This window comes from Microbacterium sp. F01 (genome assembly GCF_056156365.1).
This window is the reverse complement of the sequence record NZ_CM149592.1, coordinates 894,192-915,105: the sequence shown is the minus strand read 5'-3', so window position 1 is coordinate 915,105 and position 20,914 is coordinate 894,192. Positions and strand designations below refer to the sequence as shown.

Below are 20,914 nucleotides of genomic sequence, written 5' to 3'. Positions count from 1 at the left end.
GACCTGAAGCATCCTGAAGCGGCGTTCAGGGTGCCGCCGGCAGTGCCACGGTGAACCGCGCGCCGCCGAGCGGCGAATCCTCGACGCGCACGCCGCCACCCTCGGCCTCCGCGATCGCGCGGACGATCGCCAGGCCCAGGCCGCTGCCGCCCGCATCGCGCGCGCGGCCCTCGTCGAGCCGCACGAAGCGCTCGAAGATGCGCTCGCGCTCCCCCGTCGGAACGCCCGCACCGTCGTCGTCCACCGTCAGCAGCACCTGCCCATCGCGCTCGAGCACGCCGATCGCGACGGCCGTTCGCGCGTGACGGGCGGCATTGTCGGCGAGGTTACGCACGAGCTGACCGAGCAGGCGGGCATCGCCGCGCACCCGGGCCGCGTGGATGCCGGACGCATCCACGACCGCGCCGGCGGCGCGAAGCCGCTTCGCCTCGGCGAGCGCGAGGTCGTCCACATCGACGTCGTCCCGCTGCAGCACCGCCCGCTCGTCGAGCCGGGTCAGAAGCAGCAGGGCGTCGACGAGCTGCTGCATCCTGAGCCCCTCGTCATGGACCACTTCGGCGAGGTCGTCGACGGACGTCGCCTCGGGGTGCAGCTGGGCCACTTCGGCGTGCTGGCGGATCGTCGCCAGGGGCGAGCGCAGCTCGTGCGAGGCGTCGGACACGAAGCGGCGCTGCGCGGTGGCGGCAGCATCCAATCGGTCCAGCATGCGATTCATCGTTCCGGCGAGCGCGGCGATCTCGTCACCCGATGGTGGCACCGCCACCCGCCGGTCGAGGCGGTCGGCGGTGATGTCTTCGACCTCCGCGCGGATGCGTGAGACCGGACGCAGCGCGCGCCCCACGACCCACCAGGTGATCGCGGCGACGAGCGCGACGACCGCGACGACGGCGACCGCAAGCAGCACCGCGACGGTCGCGAGGGTCTGCTCGTCGTCCTCCACCGGCACGGCGAGGAGCAGCGTGCCGTCGTCGAGGTCTTCCCGCACGACGATCATCGGCTCGTCGTCGTAGGTCACGGTCCCCTCGGCGTTCGGCAGGTCGCCGCTGTCGGCCTCCTCGGATGCGGCGACGACACGCCCGTCGTCGTCGAGCACCTGCGCGATGTCGTCGTCGAGATCGGCGACCGCGGAAGGCCCTTCGGCGTCGATCCGCGCGGCCAGTTGCTCGGCGCGCGTCTCGGCCGCGCGCAGGGTGGCGTCATGGATGCTGACCGAGAGGATGCCGTAGAACGCCAGCGCACCGACGACCAGCGCGGCGGCGACGACCAGCGTCGCGGCGGCGGTGATGCGCGTGCGCAGGGAACGACGCCGCGGCTCAGCCACCGTCGGCCGCCAGACGATAGCCCGCGCCACGGATGGTCTCGATCGCAGCTCGGCCGAACGGCCGGTCGACCTTGCGACGCAGATGCCCGACGTACACCTCGACGATGTTCGGGTCGCCGTCGAAGTCGTCGTTCCACACGCCGGCGATGAGGTCGCGCTTGGACAGCACCTGCCCGCGATGGCGGATGAGGTGCTCGAGAACCGAGAACTCCCGCGACGTCAGGTCGATCTCGGCATCGCCACGCCACACCCGTCGCGCGCCCGGGTCGAGCCGCAGGTCCCCCGCTTCGAGCACCGTCGGCCGCTCGATCCCGCCGCGGCGGATCAGCGCACGCAGCCGGGCGACGAGCACGGCGAACGAGAACGGCTTCGTGACATAGTCGTCGGCGCCGGTCTCGAGCGCCTCGACCTGATCCCACTCGCCGTCCTTCGCGGTCAGCATGAGCACGGGTGTCCAGTTCTCCTCCGCGCGCAGCGCCTCGCAGACCTTCCACCCGCTCATGCCCGGCATCATGAGGTCGAGCACGATGGCGTCGTAGGCCGTCTCGCGGGCCCGCCACAGTCCGTCCACGCCGTTGTGGGCGACATCGACGCCGAAGCCTTCGGCCTCGAGCCCGCGACGGATGCCGTCGGCCAGGCGCACCTCGTCATCCACCACCAGAATCCGCATCGGGTCCAGTCTGGCCCGCTGCGCCTGAATCCCGCCTGAAGCGCGCGTTCGTCATCATCACCGGCATCGTCGCTCCGGACCCGGGGCGAGGGGTGTTGACTCCGGCGAGCATTCTCGCGACCCTGGGCCATGGGATACAGCTTCCGCGGCGCGGCCCGGCAGGGGACTTTTCTGCAGCGCCACAGCCTCTCACTCGTGCTGGCGGCGATCCTCGTCGTCCAGACCGGTATCGCACTCTGGACTGGGCATCACGTCTGGATCGGCGAACAGAACACGCACGGCGATCCGCTCGACTATGCGGAGTTCTGGATCTGGTTCGTCTGGGAGTACAACATCAGCCTCGTCGCCGACACGTTCGGCGTCATCCTGATCGTCTTGCTCTCCAAACGTCTCGAGGAGGAGGGCAGCGCGGAATCCACGCACGAGGAGTCCTCGTCGCGCGACGACGGTGCCGATCCCGCTCGGGCCTGACCGCGGAGCGAGAGCCTGGGTCCACGCGTGGATCAGGGGATGTGCCAGAACTCGGTGCCGAGCCCGTACATGTTCCAGATCCACCACCACTGGCCGGCGGTGCACGCCACGAGCACGGCGATCCGCCAGGCCACACTGCGCGGGGCGGCCACAGCGCCCCACAGCGGCGAGAGCGGGAAGAGCAGGCGGAACACGCTCGACTGCGGCAGGAAGACGGCGAGCAGATAGACGAGATAGCTGGCCGCCCATAGCCGGATCTCGGGGCCCAGACGCACCACGTGGGGACTGAACGCCAGCACGGCGCCGATGCCGATCACCAGCAGGGCGAGCGCGCACAGGCCCCACACCGGATCGATTCCCCACGAGCGGAACCAATAGTCGACCGCCTGCGGCCAGCCTTCGAACGGGACGAATCCGCCGGCGTCACCGACCCACAGCCGCCGCCACGACAACTCGGTCGCGAGGTAAGCGTCGGGTCGACCGGTCGCGAGGCCGGCGATCAGCTGCCACGAGAACCCCAGCGCGGTCGCGAGCGCGCCGAGCGCCACGAGGTGCGCCGATTCGCGCCGACGCAGCGGCTCTCGCCGGCGGGTGAGCCAGCGGCGGATGCCGAAGAGTCCCACCAGGAGCGCGAACGCCAGCACCCCTGGCCTCGTGTACGCCATCACCGGGATGATCGCGTACAGCCAGCCGTACCGCCGGCGCTGTAGGCAGCGGATGCCCAGCATGATGAGGAGGAGGAAAGGCGCCTCCGCGTACCCCACCTGGAACATCGCGGCCAAAGGTGCCGAGGCGAAGAACGCAACGGCCCACAAGCACGCGGCCTCATCGAGTGCCGGTCGCAGGATGCTGCGGAGCACCAGGCAGCACAGATACCCCGCGACGACGGCGATCACCACGGCGCCCGCCGCCCACGACCCGAGGACTCCGCCGATGACGCCGGCCGCCCACGGATAGAGCGGCATGAACGCCCACGCGTTCTGGGCGACCTCGCCCGCAGACGTCAACGGCAGCTCGAGCGGATACCCCTCCGACGCGATGCGCAGGTAGTACTGCGCGTCCCAGGCGACGACGTAGCTGCCGAGATCGGCACCGGGGCCGAACCGGGAACCCGGCGGCGACAGCCCCGACGCCAAGAGGAACAACAATGTCGTGACGACGCGCGAGGCGATGTAGATCGCCGCGATCCGCACCGCGGGCACCGCCGCCAGGCGGCGCATCCCGCCCGCGCGTGATGCAGTCGCGACCCCCGACGTGGGTTCTGCGTCGAGACGGCTCACGCAGCCGCGTCCTCGCGCCGCAGGAGGAGTAGCGAAAGCACGGGCATTGCACCCATGCTCCGACGTCGGCGACGCGAAGTCGATGAATGGCACGTGTGGAGTGGATGAACGGATGCTGCCGCCTGAGATGGTGCGGCACGTCGAGGTCGGATCAGCGGCGAACCCTCTTGCGGGTGCGGTCTGCCGGGAGTATCTGTGAGGTGGTCGCGCGAGCACATCGCGGGTCCCGGGAATCGCAAGACCGGTGGGGAGTGTGGGGTGGCCGATGAGCAGTTCCTCACCAGCACTCGGCGACCCGGTCTCGGTCACGATCGGTCGCGTCCAGAGGTGAGCGGCGCGGTGTGACGAACGTGGAAATGCAATCCACCCACCCGAGAAGGAGTCACCGATGAGTTGGAACGACATCAGCAGCACTGTTCGCATGCTGTCCCTGCTGGGGCGCATCAACCCGGAGATGTTCGACGCCTTCCCGCCGCACAGCCATCGAGGGCGCCTCGGGAGCAGGTTCGACGCTGTGGCGCTCAATCCGCAGCCGCTGCCGCCCCGGTGGATGCTGGCGGCCTCCGAGCTGTCGGGCTACATCGCGGCGGCGGTGCTCGAAGCCGACCTCCGGGGCGAGGACCAGCCCGGCTGGGTGGCCGAAGTGGTGGACGACTGGTGCGGCACGGGGTGGCCGCGACGCCTTCCCATTCCGCTTCCCGGTCCGCGGGGCGAGGGGCCGCAGCCGGAGCCCTGGGACGTCGCTGCCGCGCAGATCACGGGCGCGGTGGCGTTCGCGTCGCTCGCCTCGCGGCTTTCGGGCGGGCACGCGCAGGCGGCGTTCGCCCAGATGGCCGAGAGCCTCGCGGAGGCGTCGAGCAAGGAGATGTGACCGCGGGCCGGGGCGGCGATCCGCCGCCCCGGAGCCGTGCGGTCAGTGATTGTCGCCGGTGTCGTCGATGAGCACCTTGCCGACGGCGCCCTGCTCGACCGCGTCGTGCGCGGCCGCGGTCCGGCCGAGCTCTCAGCCGTCGTGAGCGGCGCGCTCCAGCTCAGCGGCGACGTCAGGCACGTAGTTCTCCAGGTTGCGGGGCGGGCGCTCGTACCCGCGGGAATCGGGACGGACCGGGATCACGACCTCCTCACGCGGGACGAGCTCATAAGGGATGCTCGCCAGCAGGTGGGAGATCATGTTGATCCGGCTGCGGCGCTTGTCGACCGACGGCACCTCGAACCACGGCGCCTCCGGGATGTCGGTGTGGACGAACATCGTGTCCTTCGCTCGGGAGTAGTCCTCCCACCGGGTGATCGAGAGCACGTCGTTCGGACTGAGCTTCCAGCGTCGCATCGGGTCGTCTGCGCGCGACCGGAACCGGGCCTCCTGCTCATCGGGCGAGACGCTGAACCAGTACTTCAGGAGGATGACGCCGTCCTCCACCAGCATGCGCTCGAAGATCGGCGCCTGGTGGAGGAAGCGGTGGTACTCGGCATTGGTGCAGTACCCCATGACGTGCTCGACACCGGCCCGGTTGTACCAGGACCGGTCCATGAGCACGATCTCGCCCGCCGCCGGCAGGTGCGGCACGTAGCGTTGGAAGTACCACTGGGTCTTCTCGCGCTCCGTCGGAGTCGGCAGGGCGACGATGCGCGTGACCCGCGGGTTCAGGTACTCCGCGACCCGTTTGATCGTCGAGCCTTTGCCCGCGGCATCCCGTCCCTCGAAGATGATGACGATCCGCGCACCGGAGGCCTGCACCCACGCCTGCATGTCGACGAGTTGGGCCTGCAGTCGCCGCAGCTCGCGCTCGTAGACCTTCTTCGGCAGGCGCGAGGGGCTCATCTGGTGACAGTACACCCGAGCGCGCGGAGAAGCCGGGCGGCCGCTCGACGCTCCGGTCCGTTGCGCTCCGAGGGTCTTCGAGCTCGATTCACCGGAGGTCGTCGACTTCGTCGAGCGGACCAGGCGTTTCGACTCGCTCGTTCCTGGCTCGCTCAACGACCGGGAAGGAGGCTTCGCTCGACGGACGCAGCGTACCGGGACCTCCCGGCGACGACCGTCTCGACCACCTGGGCGTCGAGCAGCGCCTCCGCCCCGACCGCGAACGGGTCGGTGTCGAGCACGGCGAAATCGGCGGCGAAGCCGGGGGCGATGCGGCCGCGCCAGTGGCCGTCGCCGACCGACGCGGCGGCGTCGCGCGTCGCGTGACCGATCGCGCGGTCGAGCGGCAGGGCGTACTGCGGGTGGGTGGCGGGCACGCCCACCTCGAGCGCGGAGGCGCGCGTTGCGGCGATGTACATGTTCGCGAGGGAGCTGTGCGGAGCCGTCGGCGCGTCGGTCGAGAACGCCAGCAGCGCCCCGGCGTCCTCGTACTCGGGCCATGGGAAGGCGCGCTCGACCCGCTCGTCGCCGAGCATCTCTGCCCAGTTGGCGAAGATCGCGGGGTCGGAGTGCACCGGCTGCATCGACGCTGTGACGCCCAGGGCCGCCATGCGCGCCGCGGTCTCGGGAGCGGCGTACTCGAGGTGTTCGATGCGGTGTCGCCGGTCGCGCGGGCCGTTGACGGCGATCGCGTGCTCGATCGCGTCGAGGGCGATGTCGCTCGCCAGGTCGCCGATCGCGTGCTGCGCGACCTGCAGCCCCGCCGCGTCGGCGGCCGCGACCACGGGCTCGAGCTGCGCGAGCGGCCAGATCGGGCCCGCGTTCGTGCCATCGGCGTAGGGGTGGCGCATCGCGGCCGTGCACGCGTCGATGACCCCGTCGAGGATGAGCTTGATGCCGACGACGCGCAGCCACGGCGACAAGGGGCTCGCGGCGAGCGCGGCCGCGCGGGCCACCTGGGCGAGGTTCTTCGCGTCGTCGCCGGTGTTCTCGATGAGCCAGTGCGCGGCCACGCGGATCGGCAGCTCGCCGCCGCGCCGAGCGCGGGCGCGCTCGAAGGCGGCGAGTCCGTACTCGTCGAACGCCATGTCGACGACCCCGGTGACGCCGGTCGCGAGGTACGCGTCGATCGCGCGCTCGACGGCCTCGTCGCGATCGGCGTCGGTCGTGCTGGCGTCACGGTGAGCCCACGCGAACTGCACCGCCGCCGTCTCGTACAGCAAGCCGGTCGGCTCGCCGTCGGCGTCGCGGGCGATCTCGCCCCCGATCGGGTCCGGCGTGTCGCGCGTGATGCCGAGCTCGGCGAGCGCCGCGCGATTGACCCAGCATGAGTGGTAGTCGTTGGCGTCGAGATAAACGGGGATGTCGGAGACCACCGCGTCGATCATCGCGGCGGTGGGCGCGCCGCCGGGAACGGAGTCGAAGAGCCATCCGCGTCCGCGCAGGACCGCAGCATCCGGATCCCGCTCCCGTGCGTCGCGCAGCCGCGACTGGATCTCGTCCAGGGACCGGGCGTCGGTGAGGTGCACCTGCCCGAGGGCCGCGCCCATCATGAGGAGGTGGGTGTGCGCGTCGGTGAAGCCGGGGAGCACGAGCCGACCCTGCAGGTCGACGGTCGCGTCGGCCTCGGGAGCCTCCTCACCGTCGCCGACGAACATGATGATGTCGTCACGGACGGCGAACGCCTCGGCCCATGCCTTCTCGGGGTCGGGGTCTGCGGTGAAGACGCGACAGTTGACGTAGTTGGTGATCATGGGCGGCCCTTCTTTCCGAGCGGGGTGCGCTGGAGGCCAGCGTAGAGAACGGCGGCGACGAGCATGCCGACCGGCACCGAGAGGTCGATGTACCCCGTTGCGACCGCGATCGGGCCCGACCAGACGCCGGTCGAGAGGCACAGCGCGGTCGCGAGGCCGCCGACGAAGAGCGCGGTCACGCCCGGGATGCCCCATCCGCCGGAGTACCAGAAGCGTCCGCCGGGGTGGTCGTCGAACAGCTCCACGCCGTCGTACGCGTACCGGCGCAGCAGCACGTCCACGACGAAGATGGCCATCGCAGGCCCCGAGACGACGACGAGGAACTGCAGCATGAGGTTCGCGGCCTCGAGGAGGCTCGACGACAGCACGAGGTAGATCGTGAGGGCCGTGCCCACCGCACCCACGATGATGGCCGCGGGGATGCGGCGGAGCCGAAAGCCGATCGCCTGCAGCGCCATGCTCGAGGTGTACGTGGTCATCGCGTTCAGGGCGATCGTGTTGATGACGACGCCGATCACGAGGATCGGGCCGAACCACCCCGGCAGCAGGTCGAGCAGCGCCACGTCGAGGCCCGCGGCGAACGCGGCCTCGCTCAGCCCGGTGGCCAGGAGCACGCCGACGATCGTGAAGACGACGAACGGGACGGCTCCGCCGAGCGCTGTCGCCAGCGCGATGTGCGAGTGCTTCGTGGAGCGCGGCAGGTAGCGGGCGATGTCGGGGCTGTTGATGAACGACAGCGGCGTCGAGGCGAGGATCGTGAAGCCGATGGCCATCGCCGACCACAGGGCGGGACCCTCGAGCGCCACGGGCGCGGTGTACTGCCAGTCGACGGTCGGCAGGATGAAGGCGGCGACCCCGAGGAAGATGACGAACAGCGCAGCCGCCATGTAGGAGTACGTCCGCAGGATCAGGCCGTGGCCGAAGATCGCGACGAGGATCGTGATCGTCGCCACCACCAGCGTCACGCCGATGGGCACCCAGACCGGGTCCTCGAGACCCATGCGGCGCAGCAGGTCCGCGCCCATGAACGACGAGGCGAGCCACGTCAGCGACAGGAACACCGCGCCGATGAACCACCCGACGAACGCGACGAAGAGCCGGTTGCCGAGGATGCCGTACATGGCCCGCGTCACGACGGAGCCCGACGTGCCCGACGCGGGTCCGCTGCCGGCGATGATGCCCGGAAAGACCCAGAGCACGGCGGCGGCGAGGATGACCGCGATCGCCTGCCACAGCTCCAGCCCGAGCAGGATGAGCGTGGCGCCGATGGTCAGATTCAGGATGCTGACGCTCGGCGCCGCCCAGATGAAGAAGAGGTCGCGCGCGCGGCCGTGGCGCTCGGCATCGCCGATCAGCTCGATACCGCGCGTCTCGGGACGCGACGCGGTGTCGACGAACTCGTCATCGAGCTCGGTCTGTGAATGGGTCACGGTGTTCCTTCCGGGAGAAGCATCGTTGCTATTGGTCACATGCCCAATGGACTATTGGTCACACATTCAATAGCATGATCACCGTGACGTCAAGTGAGATTTCGGTTCGCACGCGCAAGCGTCCCGAGGAACGCCGGGAAGAGATCCTCGAGCACGCGACGGCGATCGCGCTCGACGAAGGGCTCGAGCGCATCACGCTGCGCGCCGTCGCCGACCGGCTCGGGGTGCGCCCGGGCCTGATCACGCACTACTTCCCCGCCGCCGAGGCGCTCGTCATCGAGGCGTTCACGCGCGCCGCCGTACAGGAGCGCGAACGGTTCTTCACCGCCGCGGGCACCCCGGTGGAACGCGTGGCGCATTTCGTGACGCACGTCGAACGCGGCGCCTCACTGCCGCTCGCCCGGATGTGGCTCAACGCGCGGCACCTCGCCCGCTTCAGCCCGGCGCTCGACGTCGCGCTGCAGCAGCAGGACGAGCTCGACCGCGAGCGCCTGACCGCGATCATCGAGGACGGCATCGCCTCGGGTGACTTCACCATCACGGATGCTGAGACCGCCTGCATCCGGATCCTCATCGCCCTCGACGGCGGCGGCTCGTACGTGAACACCGCGACGCCGCCGACCCACCGCGCCCATCGCGAGGTCGTCGCCGACGTGAGCGAATGGGCGCTCGGACTCGAGCCCGGCGCGCTGCGCGCCGCCGTGGAAACGGCGACCGCCGTCGAGGCGACGGCCGCCTCACCCGCGGACTGACGCGCGCACGACAGTGCGGGAGGCCGGGGCATCCGGCCTCCCGCACGACGCTGCGGCGCAGCATCCGTCATCCCGCGGGAATCAGCCCTTGACGCTCCCTGTCGCGAGACCCGACTGCCAGTAGCGCTGCAGGAACAGGAAGGCGACGATCAGCGGAAGGATCGATACGAACGAACCGGTGATCACTGTCGAGAAGAGCGCCTGCGTGCCTCCGCCCGCCGACGCGGCGGCCTGCAGCTGCGCGAGGCCGACGGTGATCGGATACAGGTCGGACGTGTTCAGCATCACCAGGGGCAGGAAGTAGTTGTTCCACGTCGCGACGAGCGAGAAGAGGAACACCGTGACGAGCCCGGGTCCGAGGAGGCGGAAGCCGACCTGCCAGAACGTGCGGAACTCGCCCGCCCCGTCGACGCGGGCCGACTCGATGAGCGTGTCGGGGATCGCATCGGCCGCGTACACCCTCATCAGGTACACCCCGAACGGACTGACGAGCGAGGGGATGATGATGGCCCACGGGGTGTCGGTCAGTCCGGCCCGCGCGAACAGCAGGTAGGTCGGCAGGGCGAGAGCCGTCAGCGGGATCATGATCGCGCCCAGGGTCGCACTGAAGAGCACCTTCTTGCCGGGGAACTCGTACTTCGCGAAGGCGTAGCCGGCCATCGCCGACAGCAGCGTCGCACCGACCGCCGCCGTCACGGAGTACACCACCGTGTTGATCAGCCACCGCGTGAACAGCCCGCCGCGGATCGTGAACAAGGTCTGCAGGTTGTCCCACAGCGAGAGCTCGCCGCCGAACCACAGCCCGAAGGTGGAGAACAGCGCGGAGTTGTCCTTCGTCGACGACACGAGCAGCCACCACAGTGGCAGCACGAAGTACAGCACGCACAGCCACAGCAGGATCGTCAGCAGCCAGCTGCGCCGGCGGGAGCGGGAGTACGAGCTCTGCGGGCGGTCGAGCCGCTCCCCGGTGACCAGCGTGCGGGTCTCGGTGGAGGTCATGCCAGCCCCTTCCGCTCACGGCGCGCGGATCGCTCGGATCCGAGCTGCACGAAGTACGACACGATCGCGATCACGATCCCCAGCAGGAACGCGAGAGCCGCACCGTAGTTCAGCTCCTGGTTGATGAAGGCGACGTTGAAGGCGTAGTAGTTCGGCGTGAACCCGTTGGTGATCGCGTCAGGGGCGAGCGCGTTGAGCAGGCTCGGCTCGGTGAACAGCTGGAACGACCCGATCACGGAGAAGATCACCGTCAGGAGGATCGCCGGCCGGATGGCGGGGATCTTGATGCTCCACGCCATCCGGAACTGCCCCGCCCCGTCGATCTCGGCCGCCTCGTACAGCTCGCCCGGGATCGCCCGCAGCGCCGCGTACATGATGATCATGTTGTAGCCCACGAACTCCCACGTGACGATGTTCATCATCGACCCGAGGATGTTGCCCGGTGACAGGAAGTCGGGGGTGCCGAATCCGAGCGCCCGCGCCATTTGGGCGATCGGGCCGAAGTCCGGGCCGTACAGATAGCCCCACATCAGCGTCGCCACGACCGCCGGAACCGCGTACGGCATGAAGATCAGCAGGCGGATGCCCTTCGACCCCCGCGCCAGGAACGTGTCGAGTGCGAGCGCGAAGAACAGGGCGAGGCCGAGCATGATCGGCACCTGCACGACGAAGAACAGCGCCACCCTGCCGAGGCCGCCCCAGAACTGCGGGTCGGTCAGCGCCCGGACGTAGTTGCTCAGGCCCGCGAACACCTCCCCTCCGATGAGCTTGCTCTCGAACAGGCTCAGGTACCCCGCGTAGACGAGCGGGATGACGAGCATCGTGAGGAACACGACGAAGAACGGCAGCAGGAACAGATAGGCGGCGCGGTACTGCTTGCGCTGGGTGGGACTGGTGCGCCGCTTCTTCACGGGCGGTGCGGGACGCGCGGTCGGCAGCGCAGATGCATTCGCCACGGGGTCTCCTTTCGAATGGATGCTGCGGGCCGGCGGATCGCGCCGCGACTGCGGGGCGATCGGCCGGGGCGAAGGGCGCCCGCCCCACGTGAGCGGGCGCCCTTCGGTCTCACTCGACGGTGAAACCCTGGTCCTCTGCGTAGCTGACGAGCTGGTCCTGCCAGGCGTCGAGGGCGTCGCTGATGTCGCCCTTGTCCGCGATCACCGTGCCCATGGTCTCTTCATAGGTGGAGTACACGTAGTCCATGAAGGGGAGCCACTGGAAGTCGGTGTCGACCGTCGTGGAGATCTCCGCGAACAGCTTGTTCACCTGCTGGCCGCCATAGAACTCCGACTCCTGGTCGGCGAACGCCGGGTCCTCGAGCACCGACACCTGCGGCGGGTAGAGGAACTGCTCGGTCGCGAGCATCATCGCCGACTCCTGGTCGTTGTTGATGAACTTCGCGAGCTCGTACGCGGCGATCGGGTTCTCGCTCGACGCCAGCACGGCGTCCGAGGACCCGCCCCAGTTGCCCGAGACCTCTTCGCCCGCGCTCCACTGCGGCAGCGGCGCCGCGCGCCACAGCCCCGAGGTGTCGGCGGCCGTGCCCTGGAGGAAGATCGGCCCCCAGGCGGCGGTCAGCCAGCCGGCGTACTTGCCGCTGGCCAGGCCCTGATACCAGGTGTCGTTGAAGTCGACATCGGTCGAGATGAGGTCCTGCTGGATCAGGCCGGTCCAGTAGTCGGCGACCTGCTTCGCCTCGTCGCTGTTGACGTTGATCGTCACGGTCTCCTCGCCGTCGTAACCGAACGGCTTGACGCCCGCTTGCCAGAAGAACCCGATCATCTGACCCGCCTGCGTCGCACCGAGGTTGGAGATGTACGAGCCCGTGCTGTCTTTGACGGCCTTCGCGGCGGTCGCGTAGTCGTCCCACGTGGCCGGCGGCTCGGTGATGCCCGCCGCGGAGAGGATGTCCTCGCGGTACAGGTTGCCCATCGGACCCACGTCCTGCGGGATCGCCCACACCTCGTCGCCGGGCGACACCTGGTTCCACGCCCAGTCGACGTAGTCATCGGCGAGGTCGTCGGCGCCGTACGGGGTGAGGTCGAGGAGCGATCCGGGAAGGACGAACGACGGGATGTACTGATACTCGACCTGCGTGACATCCGGCGCCCCCTCGCCCGCCTCGATCGCGCTGCGGAGCTTCTGGTAGTGCGCCAGGCCCTGGCCGACGTTCTCGACCTTGACCGAGATGTCGGGGTACTTCTCCTCGAAGAGATCGACCTCGTTCTGGATGTCGGGAACCCAGGTCCAGAACGTGAGCTCCGTCGGAGTGCTCATTGCCTCGTCGATCTGCTCCTGCGTGATCGGGCCCTGCGCGCCGCCGCCGTCGTCGCCGCTCGGGGCGCACCCCGTGAGGAGCACCGCGACCGTGGCCGCGCCGACGGTCAGCGTCGCTGCTGTTCTGCGTGCCTTCTTCATGATTGCTCTTTCTTCTCGGTGGGATCGTGCGATCCCCTGGGTGCTCACCTTCCGACGAGGCAGCGTGTCGACCACGCCGGAAGGGAGATCTCGGTGTCGGCGGACAGCTCGTCCGCCGTGACGGCGTCGGCCAGGTCGACGGCCGGCGTGAACGCCTGCGGCTCGCCGCTCCAGTTGAAGACGAACCACACGCGGCGGCCGTCCGGGAGCGAGCCCGAGCTCACGGTCACCGGGAGCGCGCGGTCCGGCGCGATCGCGTCGGCGACAGGCGCCGGAGTGGCCCAGCGGACGAGGTCGGCCGCCAGTTGGGCGGAGGGAACGGTGCCGACCACGGTGATGCGTCCGTCGCCGTGCGCGCGGCTGGTCACCGCGGCGAAGTCGCCGAACCGCGGGTGCACGTAGCGCACGAGGGTGTCGGCGTCGGACGGCAGGAGTCCGTCGGCCCACAGGGTCGCCTCCGCGCCATCGGAGAGCTCGAGGTCTCCCTCGGCCCGCACCGGCAGCGGTTCGCGCAGGTTCGAGAATTCCTCGTAACTCACGCCCGCAGCATCCGTCAGCCGCGCCGGAGCCACACTGACGCGAGCCCGTGCCTCTTCGTCGCCGTAGCCGGTACGGATGCCCACGATGAGGTGGCCGCCGGCCGCGGCGTACTCGCGCAGCAGGTCGAGGTGGGCGTCGGTCGCCACGTAGAGCCCGGCCGCGATGAGCACGGGGAATCGTGCGGCGAGCTTCGCCGCGCCCCACGAGAGCGCCTGGTCGGGATGCAGGATCCGTGCCTGTGCGCCGCCGTCGACGATGCCGCGATGGAACGCATCGAAGATGCGCGTGTAGCTGGTGCGGTCCGGCTGCCCCGTCGCGGTCGGGAAGGTGGGGAAGAACTCCAGCGCGAAGCGCGAGTCGTTCGACCACAGGATCGCCACGTCGCCGTCCGGCTCGTAGCCGTCGAGCAGGTCGCCGATGGCGGCGAAGTCCGCGCCGACGCCCGCAAGCTCGCGGTAGACGCGCCCCGGCTCGAGACTGTGGGGAAGGATGCCGCCCCAGTAGGTCTCGGTGCCGTACGGCAGCGTGTGCCAGTGCCAGTACTCGATCATCGCGGCGCCGCGCGAGACGAACGCGAACGCCGCCTGCGCGAGCTGGCCGGGATAGGGCGGCAGGTTGAACTCGGACCCGCCGATGGACTGCGCGTCGGTCTCGGTGACGAGGAAGCGGCCCTGGTTCGACGAGAACAATCGGTCGGCCTGGCGGAACATCGCGGGGACGCCGCTCGTCGTCCAGGGCGTGACCGGGGCGAGGTCCTTCGTGGCGTCGAGATGATCCTGCATCGCGTAGTACGGGTTGCCCGCCGTGATGTCGAGCGCCTCGACGAGCTTCTCGTCGTCGAGCGCCGGACGCGGGTACGCGATGCACGTGGTGACGAACTGCTCAGGCGTCGCGTATTCGCGCACGATGTCGGCCTGCCACGCGATGAACTCCGTCGTGAGTTCGGCCTGGTAGCGGCGCCACGCGAGGTCGTACTGCGGCAGCGAGTTGCCGTCGGGTGTCCACAGATCCGACCAGTCCGACAGCCGGTGCGACCAGTACGTCAGCCCCCACTCGCGATTGAGCGCGTCGACCTCGCCGTACTTTGCTGCGAGTCGGCGCACGAACCGCTGGAACGAACCGCGGTTGTGGAAGAGCACCATGCCGGGCTCGTTGTCGACCTGATACCCGATCACTGCCGGATGATCGGCGTACCTGCCGACGACGGCGCGGATGACCCGCTCCGCGTGGAAGCGGAAGGCGGGGTGCGAGTAGTCGACCTCCTGGCGTGCGCCCCACGGCATCGGCTCGCCGGTTCGCACATCGGCGGCGATCTCGGGGTACCCGGTCTGCAGCCACGGCGGAACGGCGTACGTCGGGGTGCCCAGCACGACCGCGATGCCGCGGTCGTGGGCGCCGTCGAGAACCGGCTGCAGCCACTCGAGGTCGAACTCGCCGTCGCGCGGCTCCCACGTCGACCACACCGACTCCCCCACGCGGATGACCGTGAAGCCGGCCTCCTTCATCAGGTCGAGGTCTTGATCGACGCGGTCGCTCTGGTGGTACTCCGCGTAGTACGCGGCGCCGAAGAGGATGCCGGATCGGTCGAGGTGCATCGGGGACTCCGTTGTCGTCGAGAGGAGGTTTGATGTTTTCGGAAACATCAGGGCGGAGTTAGTATGTTTCCGGTAACATCGCGTTGTCAAGGGACAATCGGGAATCGTGAGCAAAGAGACCCAACCGCAACTGGGGGCGCCGCCGTCGGGGTCGGCGCGCGCAGCGACGATCTACGACGTCGCACAGGTGGCCGGCGTGTCGCATCAGACGGTCAGCCGGTTCCTCACGGGCTACCCGGGCATCCGGCCGGAGACCAAGGCGCGCGTGGAGGCGGCGCTCGCCGAACTCGGCTATCAGCCGAACCTGTCGGCCCGCAGCCTCAAGTCCGGGCGGTCCCACCGCATCGGCGCGCTCGTCCACGACGAGTCCGAGACGGGTCCCAGTCTCACCGCGCACGGCGCGACCATGGAAGCGCGCGAGTCCGGCTACGTGCTCGACGTCATCTCACTCGACGCCCACGACCGCGACTCGATCGCCAAGTCCCTCGCCCTGATCGGGCCGAACACCCTGGCAGGGGTCCTCGCCCTCGCATCCACCGACGAGATGGTGCGCGCGTTCGAGGCCGCGCACTTCACCATGCCGACGTACGTCCACAGCGAGGCAGACGACACCCGGCTCGCGAAGACTGACGTCTCCCGCGTCGGCATGCCCGCGCTCATCACCTACCTCCGCGACCTCGGTCACCGCCGGCTCGCCCACGTGGCAGGCCCCGCGAACTGGTCGGCAGGCCGCAACCGGGCGCGCGCGTTCGCGGCGGCGGTCGAGGATCTCGGTCTCGTCCACGCCGGCGAACTCACCGGCGACTGGTCCGCCCGATCCGGCTACGACGCCATCGCCGGCCTCCCGACGCTCCCCGACGCGACCGCCTACGTGGTGGCGAACGACCAGATGGCGATCGGCGCCATCCTCGCCCTCAAGCGACGGGGCCTGCGCGTCCCGGCAGACGTCAGCGTCGTCGGCGTCGATGACCTCCCCGAGTCGGCGTACATCGATCCCCCACTGACCACGCTACGTGTCGACCACGTCGCACGCGGACGCGAGGCGGTCGCCTCCCTCATCGGAGAGATCGAGGGCGTTCCGCCGCGCGCCGTGCCCATCGACATCCCGCACGTGGTGGTGCGCGAGTCCTCCGGCCCGGCGCCAGGGTAGATTCCCGCACGCCGTGGTGTGCGGAAACCTACCCTTTCGCGATTCCAGCCGGACGGGGGACGGATGCTGCGACCCCGCGCGGGGCGTCAGGCCGGCTGCTTCTCGTCCAGCACGTAGCCCGTCTCGCCGTGCTCGGCGAGGTCGAGGCCGGCGATCTCGTCCTCGTTCTTGGCGCGGAAACCGAGCGTCTTGTCGATCGCGAAGCCGATCACGAGCGTGAGGATGAGCGAGTAGCCGAGCACCGCGAAGGCGGCGATCGCCTGGACCAGCAGCTGAGTGCCGTCACCGCCCATGAAGAGGCCGGTGCCGGTGGCGAAGAACCCGAGGTAGAGCGTGCCGATGAGGCCGCCGACGAGGTGGATGCCCACCACGTCGAGCGAGTCGTCGAAGCCCCACTTGTACTTGAGCTCGATCGCCAGGGCGCAGAGGGCGCCGGCGACGAGGCCGAGCACGATCGCCCAGATCGGGGTGAGCGCGGCACAGGCCGGAGTGATTGCGACGAGGCCGGCAACCGCGCCAGAGGCGGCGCCGACCGAGGTGGGCTTGCCGTCCTTGAGCTTCTCGACCACGAGCCAGGCGAGCAGCGCCGCGGCGGTCGCGGCGATCGTGTTCACGTAGACGAGGGCCGCGGTGCCGTCTGCGGCGAGCTCGGAGCCGCCGTTGAAGCCGAACCAGCCGAACCACAGCAGGCCCGCGCCGAGGAGCACGAACGGTGGGTTGTGGGGAACGTGGACGCCCTTCTTGAACCCGACGCGCTTGCCGAGCACGAGTGCGAGGGCGAGGGCCGCGGCTCCGGCGTTGATGTGCACCGCGGTACCGCCGGCGAAGTCGATGACACCGACGCCGAAGACCTCCTGCAGGCCATACGTGATCCAGCCGCCGTAGGCGAAGCTGCCGTCCTCGGCGAGCCCGAAGTTGAACACCCAGCTGGCGACCGGGAAGTACACGACCGTCGCCCACACGCCGGCGAACAGCATCCATGATCCGAACTTCGCGCGATCGGCGATCGCGCCGGAGATCAGCGCCACCGTGATGATCGCGAACGTGGCCTGGAAGGCGACGAACGCCATGGGCGGGTAGGCCGCTCCCTCCGGCACCTCGATGAGGCTCTCGAGTCCGATGGCCGACCAGTCGATCGACCACGGCGCGACGAGTCCGTCGGCGCTGGGGAACGCGATCGCGTAGCCGTAGATCACCCACAGCACGCCGATGAGCCCGGCCGCGCCGAACGTCATCATCATCATGCTGATGACGCTCTTCGCTTTGACGAGGCCTCCGTAGAAGAAGGCCAGACCGGGCGCCATCAGCAGCACGAGCGCTGCCGACAGCAGGATGAATGTGGTGTTTCCCTGATCCATGACGCGAGCCTCTCTGCAGGCGGCTGCGGGAGGGACCGCCGGGTTGCGGTGCACCTGTGATCTGCGCCTGCCGGCAGACCACTGCCGTGCAACCCATTTTCACCACGCGCAACTCAGCGGCGATTTCTGCCGCGTGAACCTTGCGTGACGTCGGGTGAGACCGGTTTTACGCGCCCGAAACATGGGCGACACCTGCGCGGAGCGGACTGGTTGTTACTGTCGTTCAACAAGCTTCACCAACAGTCAACTCGACCTGAGGAGATCCGCTATGACCCTTCCCGCCTTCGCCGGGGGTGACCTCGTCACGCTCCCCACCGCACCGCAGTCGCTGCGCGACCGCGCGCTGGCGGACGATGTCCGCTTCATCCTCGCGGTGTTCGTCGACCTCAACGGCAAGCCCTGCGCCAAGCTGGTGCCCGTCTCGGCGGCCGACGAGCTCGAATCCGGCGAGCTCGGATTCGCGGGCTTCGCCGCCGGTCTCATCGGCCAGCGCCCGCACGACGCCGACCTCATCGCCGTGCCCGACCTCGACTCGTACGCGCCCATCCCGTTCGTGCGCGAGGGCCTCGCGATCGTGCACTGCGACCCCTACGTCGACGGTGAGCCCTGGCCCTACGCGCCGCGCGTGATCCTGAAGCGCGCGCTCGCCCGCCTCGCCGAGCGCGGACTTTCGGCCAAGGTCGGCGCCGAAGTCGAGTACTTCCTCGTCGACCGTTCCGAAGACGGCACCCTGACCGCCGCCGATGCGAAGGACGAGGGCCTGCGCTCCTGCTACGACGCCCGCGGCGTGACGCGCATGTACGACCACCTCGCGGCGGTCAGCGACGCGATGAACGCGCTCGGCTGGGGCAACTACGCCAACGACCACGAAGACGCCCCAGGCCAGTTCGAGCAGAACTTCCAGTACGACGAGGCGCTCGTCACGGCCGACCGCGTCATCACGCTGCGCTACCTCATCGGCATGCTCGCCGAGCAGCGCGGCATGACCGCGACGTTCATGCCGAAGCCCTTCAGCGACCGCGCCGGCAACGGCCTGCACTTCCACCTCTCGCTGTGGAACGACGACGGCGCACCGGTGTTCCCCTCCGCGGCCGACGAGCGCGGCCTCGGACTCTCGGAGGTCGCCTACTCGTTCGTCGCGGGCATGCTCGACCACGCCCCCGGGCTGCAGCTGTTCCTCGCGCCGAGCGTCAACTCGTACAAGCGCCGTGGTGCGACGACGAGCGCCTCGGGCGCGACATGGTCGCCCAAGCACGCGACCTACGGCGGCAACGACCGCACGCACTTCATCCGCGTGCCCGACGCGAACCGCATCGAGCTGCGCGCGGCCGACGGCTCGGCGAACCCGTACCTCGCCCTCGCCGCGGTGGTGCACGCCGGCCTCGACGGCATCGAGCGGGCGGCCGACCCCGGCGCCCCGTGCGGACCCGGCGAGTTCCGCGAGACGTCGGCCGTGCTCCCCCGAACCCTGCTGCACGCGGTGCAGTCGCTCCGCGACGACGCCGTGCTGCGCGAGGCCCTCGACGCCGGTCACGGCGTGGGCGAGTACTTCGCCGACGCCAAGGAGGACGAGTTCCTCGGCTGGCACAACACCGTCACCGAGTGGGAACTCGACCGCTACCTCACGGCGTACTGAGCGCCGCGGCATCCGTTTCACGAACGAAAGGAACCTCTTCTATGTGCGGAATCGCTGCACTGCAGATTCGCAACCCCGCGCTGCGTGGCGAGCTCGGCGGCCTCATGCACGGCATGCTGTGCGAGATCGTCGAGCGCGGCCCCGATTCGGCTGGCCTCGCCCTCTACGGCTCGGATCGGCTGATTCCGGAGGGATCGTCGGCGATCACGGTGATCACGGATGCTGACCCCGCGGTCCTCGCGGCGGACCTGCGCGCGAGCCTGCCGGAGGGGGCGGAGCCGACAGTGGTCGCGTATGCCGAATCGGTGCTCGTGAACGCCGGGGCCCCGGCATCCGTCCTGGAGAAGGCGGTGCGTGCGGCGCTTCCCGGCGAGAGCATCATCGGGCGCGGATCGAACGTGGCGGTGCTGAAGGGCGTCGGCCACCCGGTCGAGCTCGCCGAGGTGTACGGACTCACCGAGATCAGCGGCACGCAGGCGCTGTCGCACACCCGCATGGCGACCGAGTCGGCCGTGACCGCCGTCGGCGCGCACCCCTTCACCGTCGCCGAGGACCTCTGCCTCGTGCACAACGGCTCGTTCAGCAACCACGCCTCGATCCGCCGGTGGCTGCGCGCCGAGGGCGTCGAGTTCGACAGCGAGAACGACTCCGAGGTCGCGGCGCGCTTCATCGCGTGGCGGATGGACCACGGCGACGACCTGAAGACCGCGCTCGAAGCGCTGCAGGGCGTGTTCGACGGGTTCTACACGCTCGTCGTCACCACCGCCGACAGCATGGCGGTCGTCCGCGACCCCATCGCGTGCAAGCCGGCGATCATCGCCGAGACCGACGACTGGATCGCGATGGCGTCGGAGTACCGCGCCCTCGCGGGCCTGCCGGGCATCGAGGACGCCCGCATCTTCGAGCCGTCGCCCGGCGTCGTCTACACGTGGACCATCACGACCGGGGCGCTCGCGCCCGTCCTTGAAGGAGCAGCCCGATGACCCTCATCGCCCCCGCAGCCACCGCAACCACGATCGACCTCGCTGATTCGACCGTCCGCCAGCTCAACCAGCTGCTGCACGACGCGGCCGACGGCGACGCGTTCGTCGTCGAGTCGCCGGTCGGCAGCCACAACATCGCGGTCGGCATCACGGCCGACATCGACGTCACCGTCGAGGGCAACGTCGGCTACTACTTCGCCGGCATGCACCAGACCGGCACCGCCACGGTGCACGGCAGCGCCGGCGTCGGCCTCGCCGAGAACATCATGTCGGGCGTCGTGCACGTGACCGGGGATGCCTCGCAGTCGACCGGCGCGACCGGTCACGGCGGTCTCGTGATCGTCGACGGCAACACCGGCGCCCGTTGCGGCATCTCGATGAAGGGCGTCGACATCGTCGTGGGAGGCAGCATCGGCCACGCGTCGGCCTTCATGGCGCAGGCCGGCCGCCTCGTCGTGTGCGGCGACGCCGGCGAGGCCCTCGGCGACTCGATCTACGAGGCCCGCATCTACGTGCGCGGCCATGTCGCCTCCCTCGGCGCCGACTGCGTCGAGAAGGAGATGCGCCCCGAGCACCTCGCCGAGCTCGCGGAGCTGCTCGAGCGCGCCGGCCGCACCGAGGACCCCGCCGACTTCAAGAGGTACGGCTCGGCGCGCAACCTCTACCACTTCAAGGTCGACAACGCCGGCGCGTACTGAC

General features: G+C 69.6%; 18 protein-coding genes. 7 read left to right on the top strand and 11 right to left on the bottom strand.

Features of this window, described 5'->3' with window-relative positions:
• Nucleotides 1-25 precede the first annotated feature (25 nt).
• Complete coding sequence (locus tag ACVN90_RS03980) at nucleotides 26-1,321, bottom strand: sensor histidine kinase (RefSeq protein WP_475100873.1); 1,296 nt, start codon at nucleotides 1,319-1,321, stop codon at nucleotides 26-28.
• Complete coding sequence (locus ACVN90_RS03975) at nucleotides 1,314-1,991, bottom strand: response regulator transcription factor (RefSeq protein ID WP_475100872.1); 678 nt, start codon at nucleotides 1,989-1,991, stop codon at nucleotides 1,314-1,316. Before ACVN90_RS03975 ends, ACVN90_RS03980 begins: the two co-directional genes overlap by 8 nt.
• A gap of 129 nt (nucleotides 1,992-2,120) precedes the next feature.
• Between ACVN90_RS03975 and ACVN90_RS03970 the strand changes: the two genes are divergently transcribed.
• Nucleotides 2,121-2,462, top strand: a complete 342-nt coding sequence (locus tag ACVN90_RS03970) for a hypothetical protein (RefSeq protein ID WP_475100871.1) — start codon at nucleotides 2,121-2,123, stop codon at nucleotides 2,460-2,462.
• Nucleotides 2,463-2,494: 32 nt separating this feature from the next.
• Here the strand turns inward: ACVN90_RS03970 and ACVN90_RS03965 are convergent, their stop codons facing one another.
• Entirely contained in the window at nucleotides 2,495-3,742 is a 1,248-nt protein-coding gene (locus tag ACVN90_RS03965) for a hypothetical protein (RefSeq protein WP_475100870.1), read from the bottom strand.
• Nucleotides 3,743-4,130: 388 nt separating this feature from the next.
• On the opposite strand from ACVN90_RS03965, the gene ACVN90_RS03960 reads away from it, so the two are divergent.
• Nucleotides 4,131-4,613 carry a hypothetical protein gene (locus tag ACVN90_RS03960; protein WP_475100869.1) on the top strand — a complete coding sequence of 161 codons (483 nt, stop codon included), beginning with the start codon at nucleotides 4,131-4,133 and terminating at the stop codon, nucleotides 4,611-4,613.
• A gap of 132 nt (nucleotides 4,614-4,745) precedes the next feature.
• Here ACVN90_RS03960 and ppk2 read toward each other — a convergent pair whose 3' ends face one another.
• From ppk2 to ACVN90_RS03945, 3 genes are all read right to left on the bottom strand, one after another.
• Nucleotides 4,746-5,561, bottom strand: coding sequence for a polyphosphate kinase 2 (ppk2, locus tag ACVN90_RS03955; RefSeq protein ID WP_475100868.1), 816 nt, complete (start codon nucleotides 5,559-5,561; stop codon nucleotides 4,746-4,748).
• Between the two features lie 152 nt (nucleotides 5,562-5,713).
• Entirely contained in the window at nucleotides 5,714-7,354 is a 1,641-nt protein-coding gene (locus ACVN90_RS03950) for an amidohydrolase (RefSeq protein WP_475100867.1), read from the bottom strand.
• Complete coding sequence (locus ACVN90_RS03945; protein ID WP_475100866.1) at nucleotides 7,351-8,784, bottom strand: purine-cytosine permease family protein; 1,434 nt, start codon at nucleotides 8,782-8,784, stop codon at nucleotides 7,351-7,353. The genes ACVN90_RS03950 and ACVN90_RS03945 overlap by 4 nt, the downstream gene beginning before the upstream one ends.
• Before the next feature lie 74 nt (nucleotides 8,785-8,858).
• Here ACVN90_RS03945 and ACVN90_RS03940 point away from each other — a divergent pair, with 74 nt between their 5' ends.
• Nucleotides 8,859-9,536, top strand: a complete 678-nt coding sequence (locus ACVN90_RS03940) for a TetR/AcrR family transcriptional regulator (protein ID WP_475100865.1) — start codon at nucleotides 8,859-8,861, stop codon at nucleotides 9,534-9,536.
• A gap of 81 nt (nucleotides 9,537-9,617) precedes the next feature.
• Here ACVN90_RS03940 and ACVN90_RS03935 read toward each other — a convergent pair whose 3' ends face one another.
• The 4 genes from ACVN90_RS03935 to ACVN90_RS03920 form a co-directional block, all read right to left on the bottom strand.
• Nucleotides 9,618-10,535 (bottom strand): carbohydrate ABC transporter permease, encoded by a 918-nt coding sequence (locus ACVN90_RS03935; protein WP_475100864.1) that lies wholly within the window; start codon nucleotides 10,533-10,535, stop codon nucleotides 9,618-9,620.
• The gene (locus tag ACVN90_RS03930) at nucleotides 10,532-11,491 is read right to left on the bottom strand and encodes a carbohydrate ABC transporter permease (RefSeq protein WP_475100863.1); all 960 of its coding nucleotides are present in this window, start codon (nucleotides 11,489-11,491) and stop codon (nucleotides 10,532-10,534) included. Before ACVN90_RS03930 ends, ACVN90_RS03935 begins: the two co-directional genes overlap by 4 nt.
• A gap of 109 nt (nucleotides 11,492-11,600) precedes the next feature.
• Nucleotides 11,601-12,953, bottom strand: a complete 1,353-nt coding sequence (locus ACVN90_RS03925; protein ID WP_475100862.1) for an ABC transporter substrate-binding protein — start codon at nucleotides 12,951-12,953, stop codon at nucleotides 11,601-11,603.
• Between the two features lie 44 nt (nucleotides 12,954-12,997).
• Nucleotides 12,998-15,088, bottom strand: a complete 2,091-nt coding sequence (locus ACVN90_RS03920; RefSeq protein WP_475100861.1) for a beta-galactosidase — start codon at nucleotides 15,086-15,088, stop codon at nucleotides 12,998-13,000.
• Nucleotides 15,089-15,194: 106 nt separating this feature from the next.
• Here ACVN90_RS03920 and ACVN90_RS03915 point away from each other — a divergent pair, with 106 nt between their 5' ends.
• Complete coding sequence (locus ACVN90_RS03915; RefSeq protein WP_475100860.1) at nucleotides 15,195-16,238, top strand: LacI family DNA-binding transcriptional regulator; 1,044 nt, start codon at nucleotides 15,195-15,197, stop codon at nucleotides 16,236-16,238.
• Between the two features lie 86 nt (nucleotides 16,239-16,324).
• On the opposite strand, the gene ACVN90_RS03910 is transcribed toward ACVN90_RS03915, so the two are convergent.
• Nucleotides 16,325-17,596 (bottom strand): ammonium transporter, encoded by a 1,272-nt coding sequence (locus tag ACVN90_RS03910; RefSeq protein ID WP_475100859.1) that lies wholly within the window; start codon nucleotides 17,594-17,596, stop codon nucleotides 16,325-16,327.
• 268 nt (nucleotides 17,597-17,864) lie between these two features.
• Here ACVN90_RS03910 and glnT point away from each other — a divergent pair, with 268 nt between their 5' ends.
• The 3 genes from glnT to ACVN90_RS03895 are packed head-to-tail and all read left to right on the top strand — an operon-like array spanning nucleotide 17,865 to nucleotide 20,913.
• Nucleotides 17,865-19,232, top strand: a complete 1,368-nt coding sequence (glnT, locus tag ACVN90_RS03905) for a type III glutamate--ammonia ligase (RefSeq protein ID WP_475100858.1) — start codon at nucleotides 17,865-17,867, stop codon at nucleotides 19,230-19,232.
• 41 nt (nucleotides 19,233-19,273) lie between these two features.
• Nucleotides 19,274-20,215 carry a class II glutamine amidotransferase domain-containing protein gene (locus ACVN90_RS03900; protein ID WP_475100857.1) on the top strand — a complete coding sequence of 314 codons (942 nt, stop codon included), beginning with the start codon at nucleotides 19,274-19,276 and terminating at the stop codon, nucleotides 20,213-20,215.
• Entirely contained in the window at nucleotides 20,212-20,913 is a 702-nt protein-coding gene (locus tag ACVN90_RS03895; RefSeq protein ID WP_475100856.1) for a protein glxC, read from the top strand. The genes ACVN90_RS03900 and ACVN90_RS03895 overlap by 4 nt, the downstream gene beginning before the upstream one ends.
• Nucleotide 20,914 lies beyond the last annotated feature (1 nt).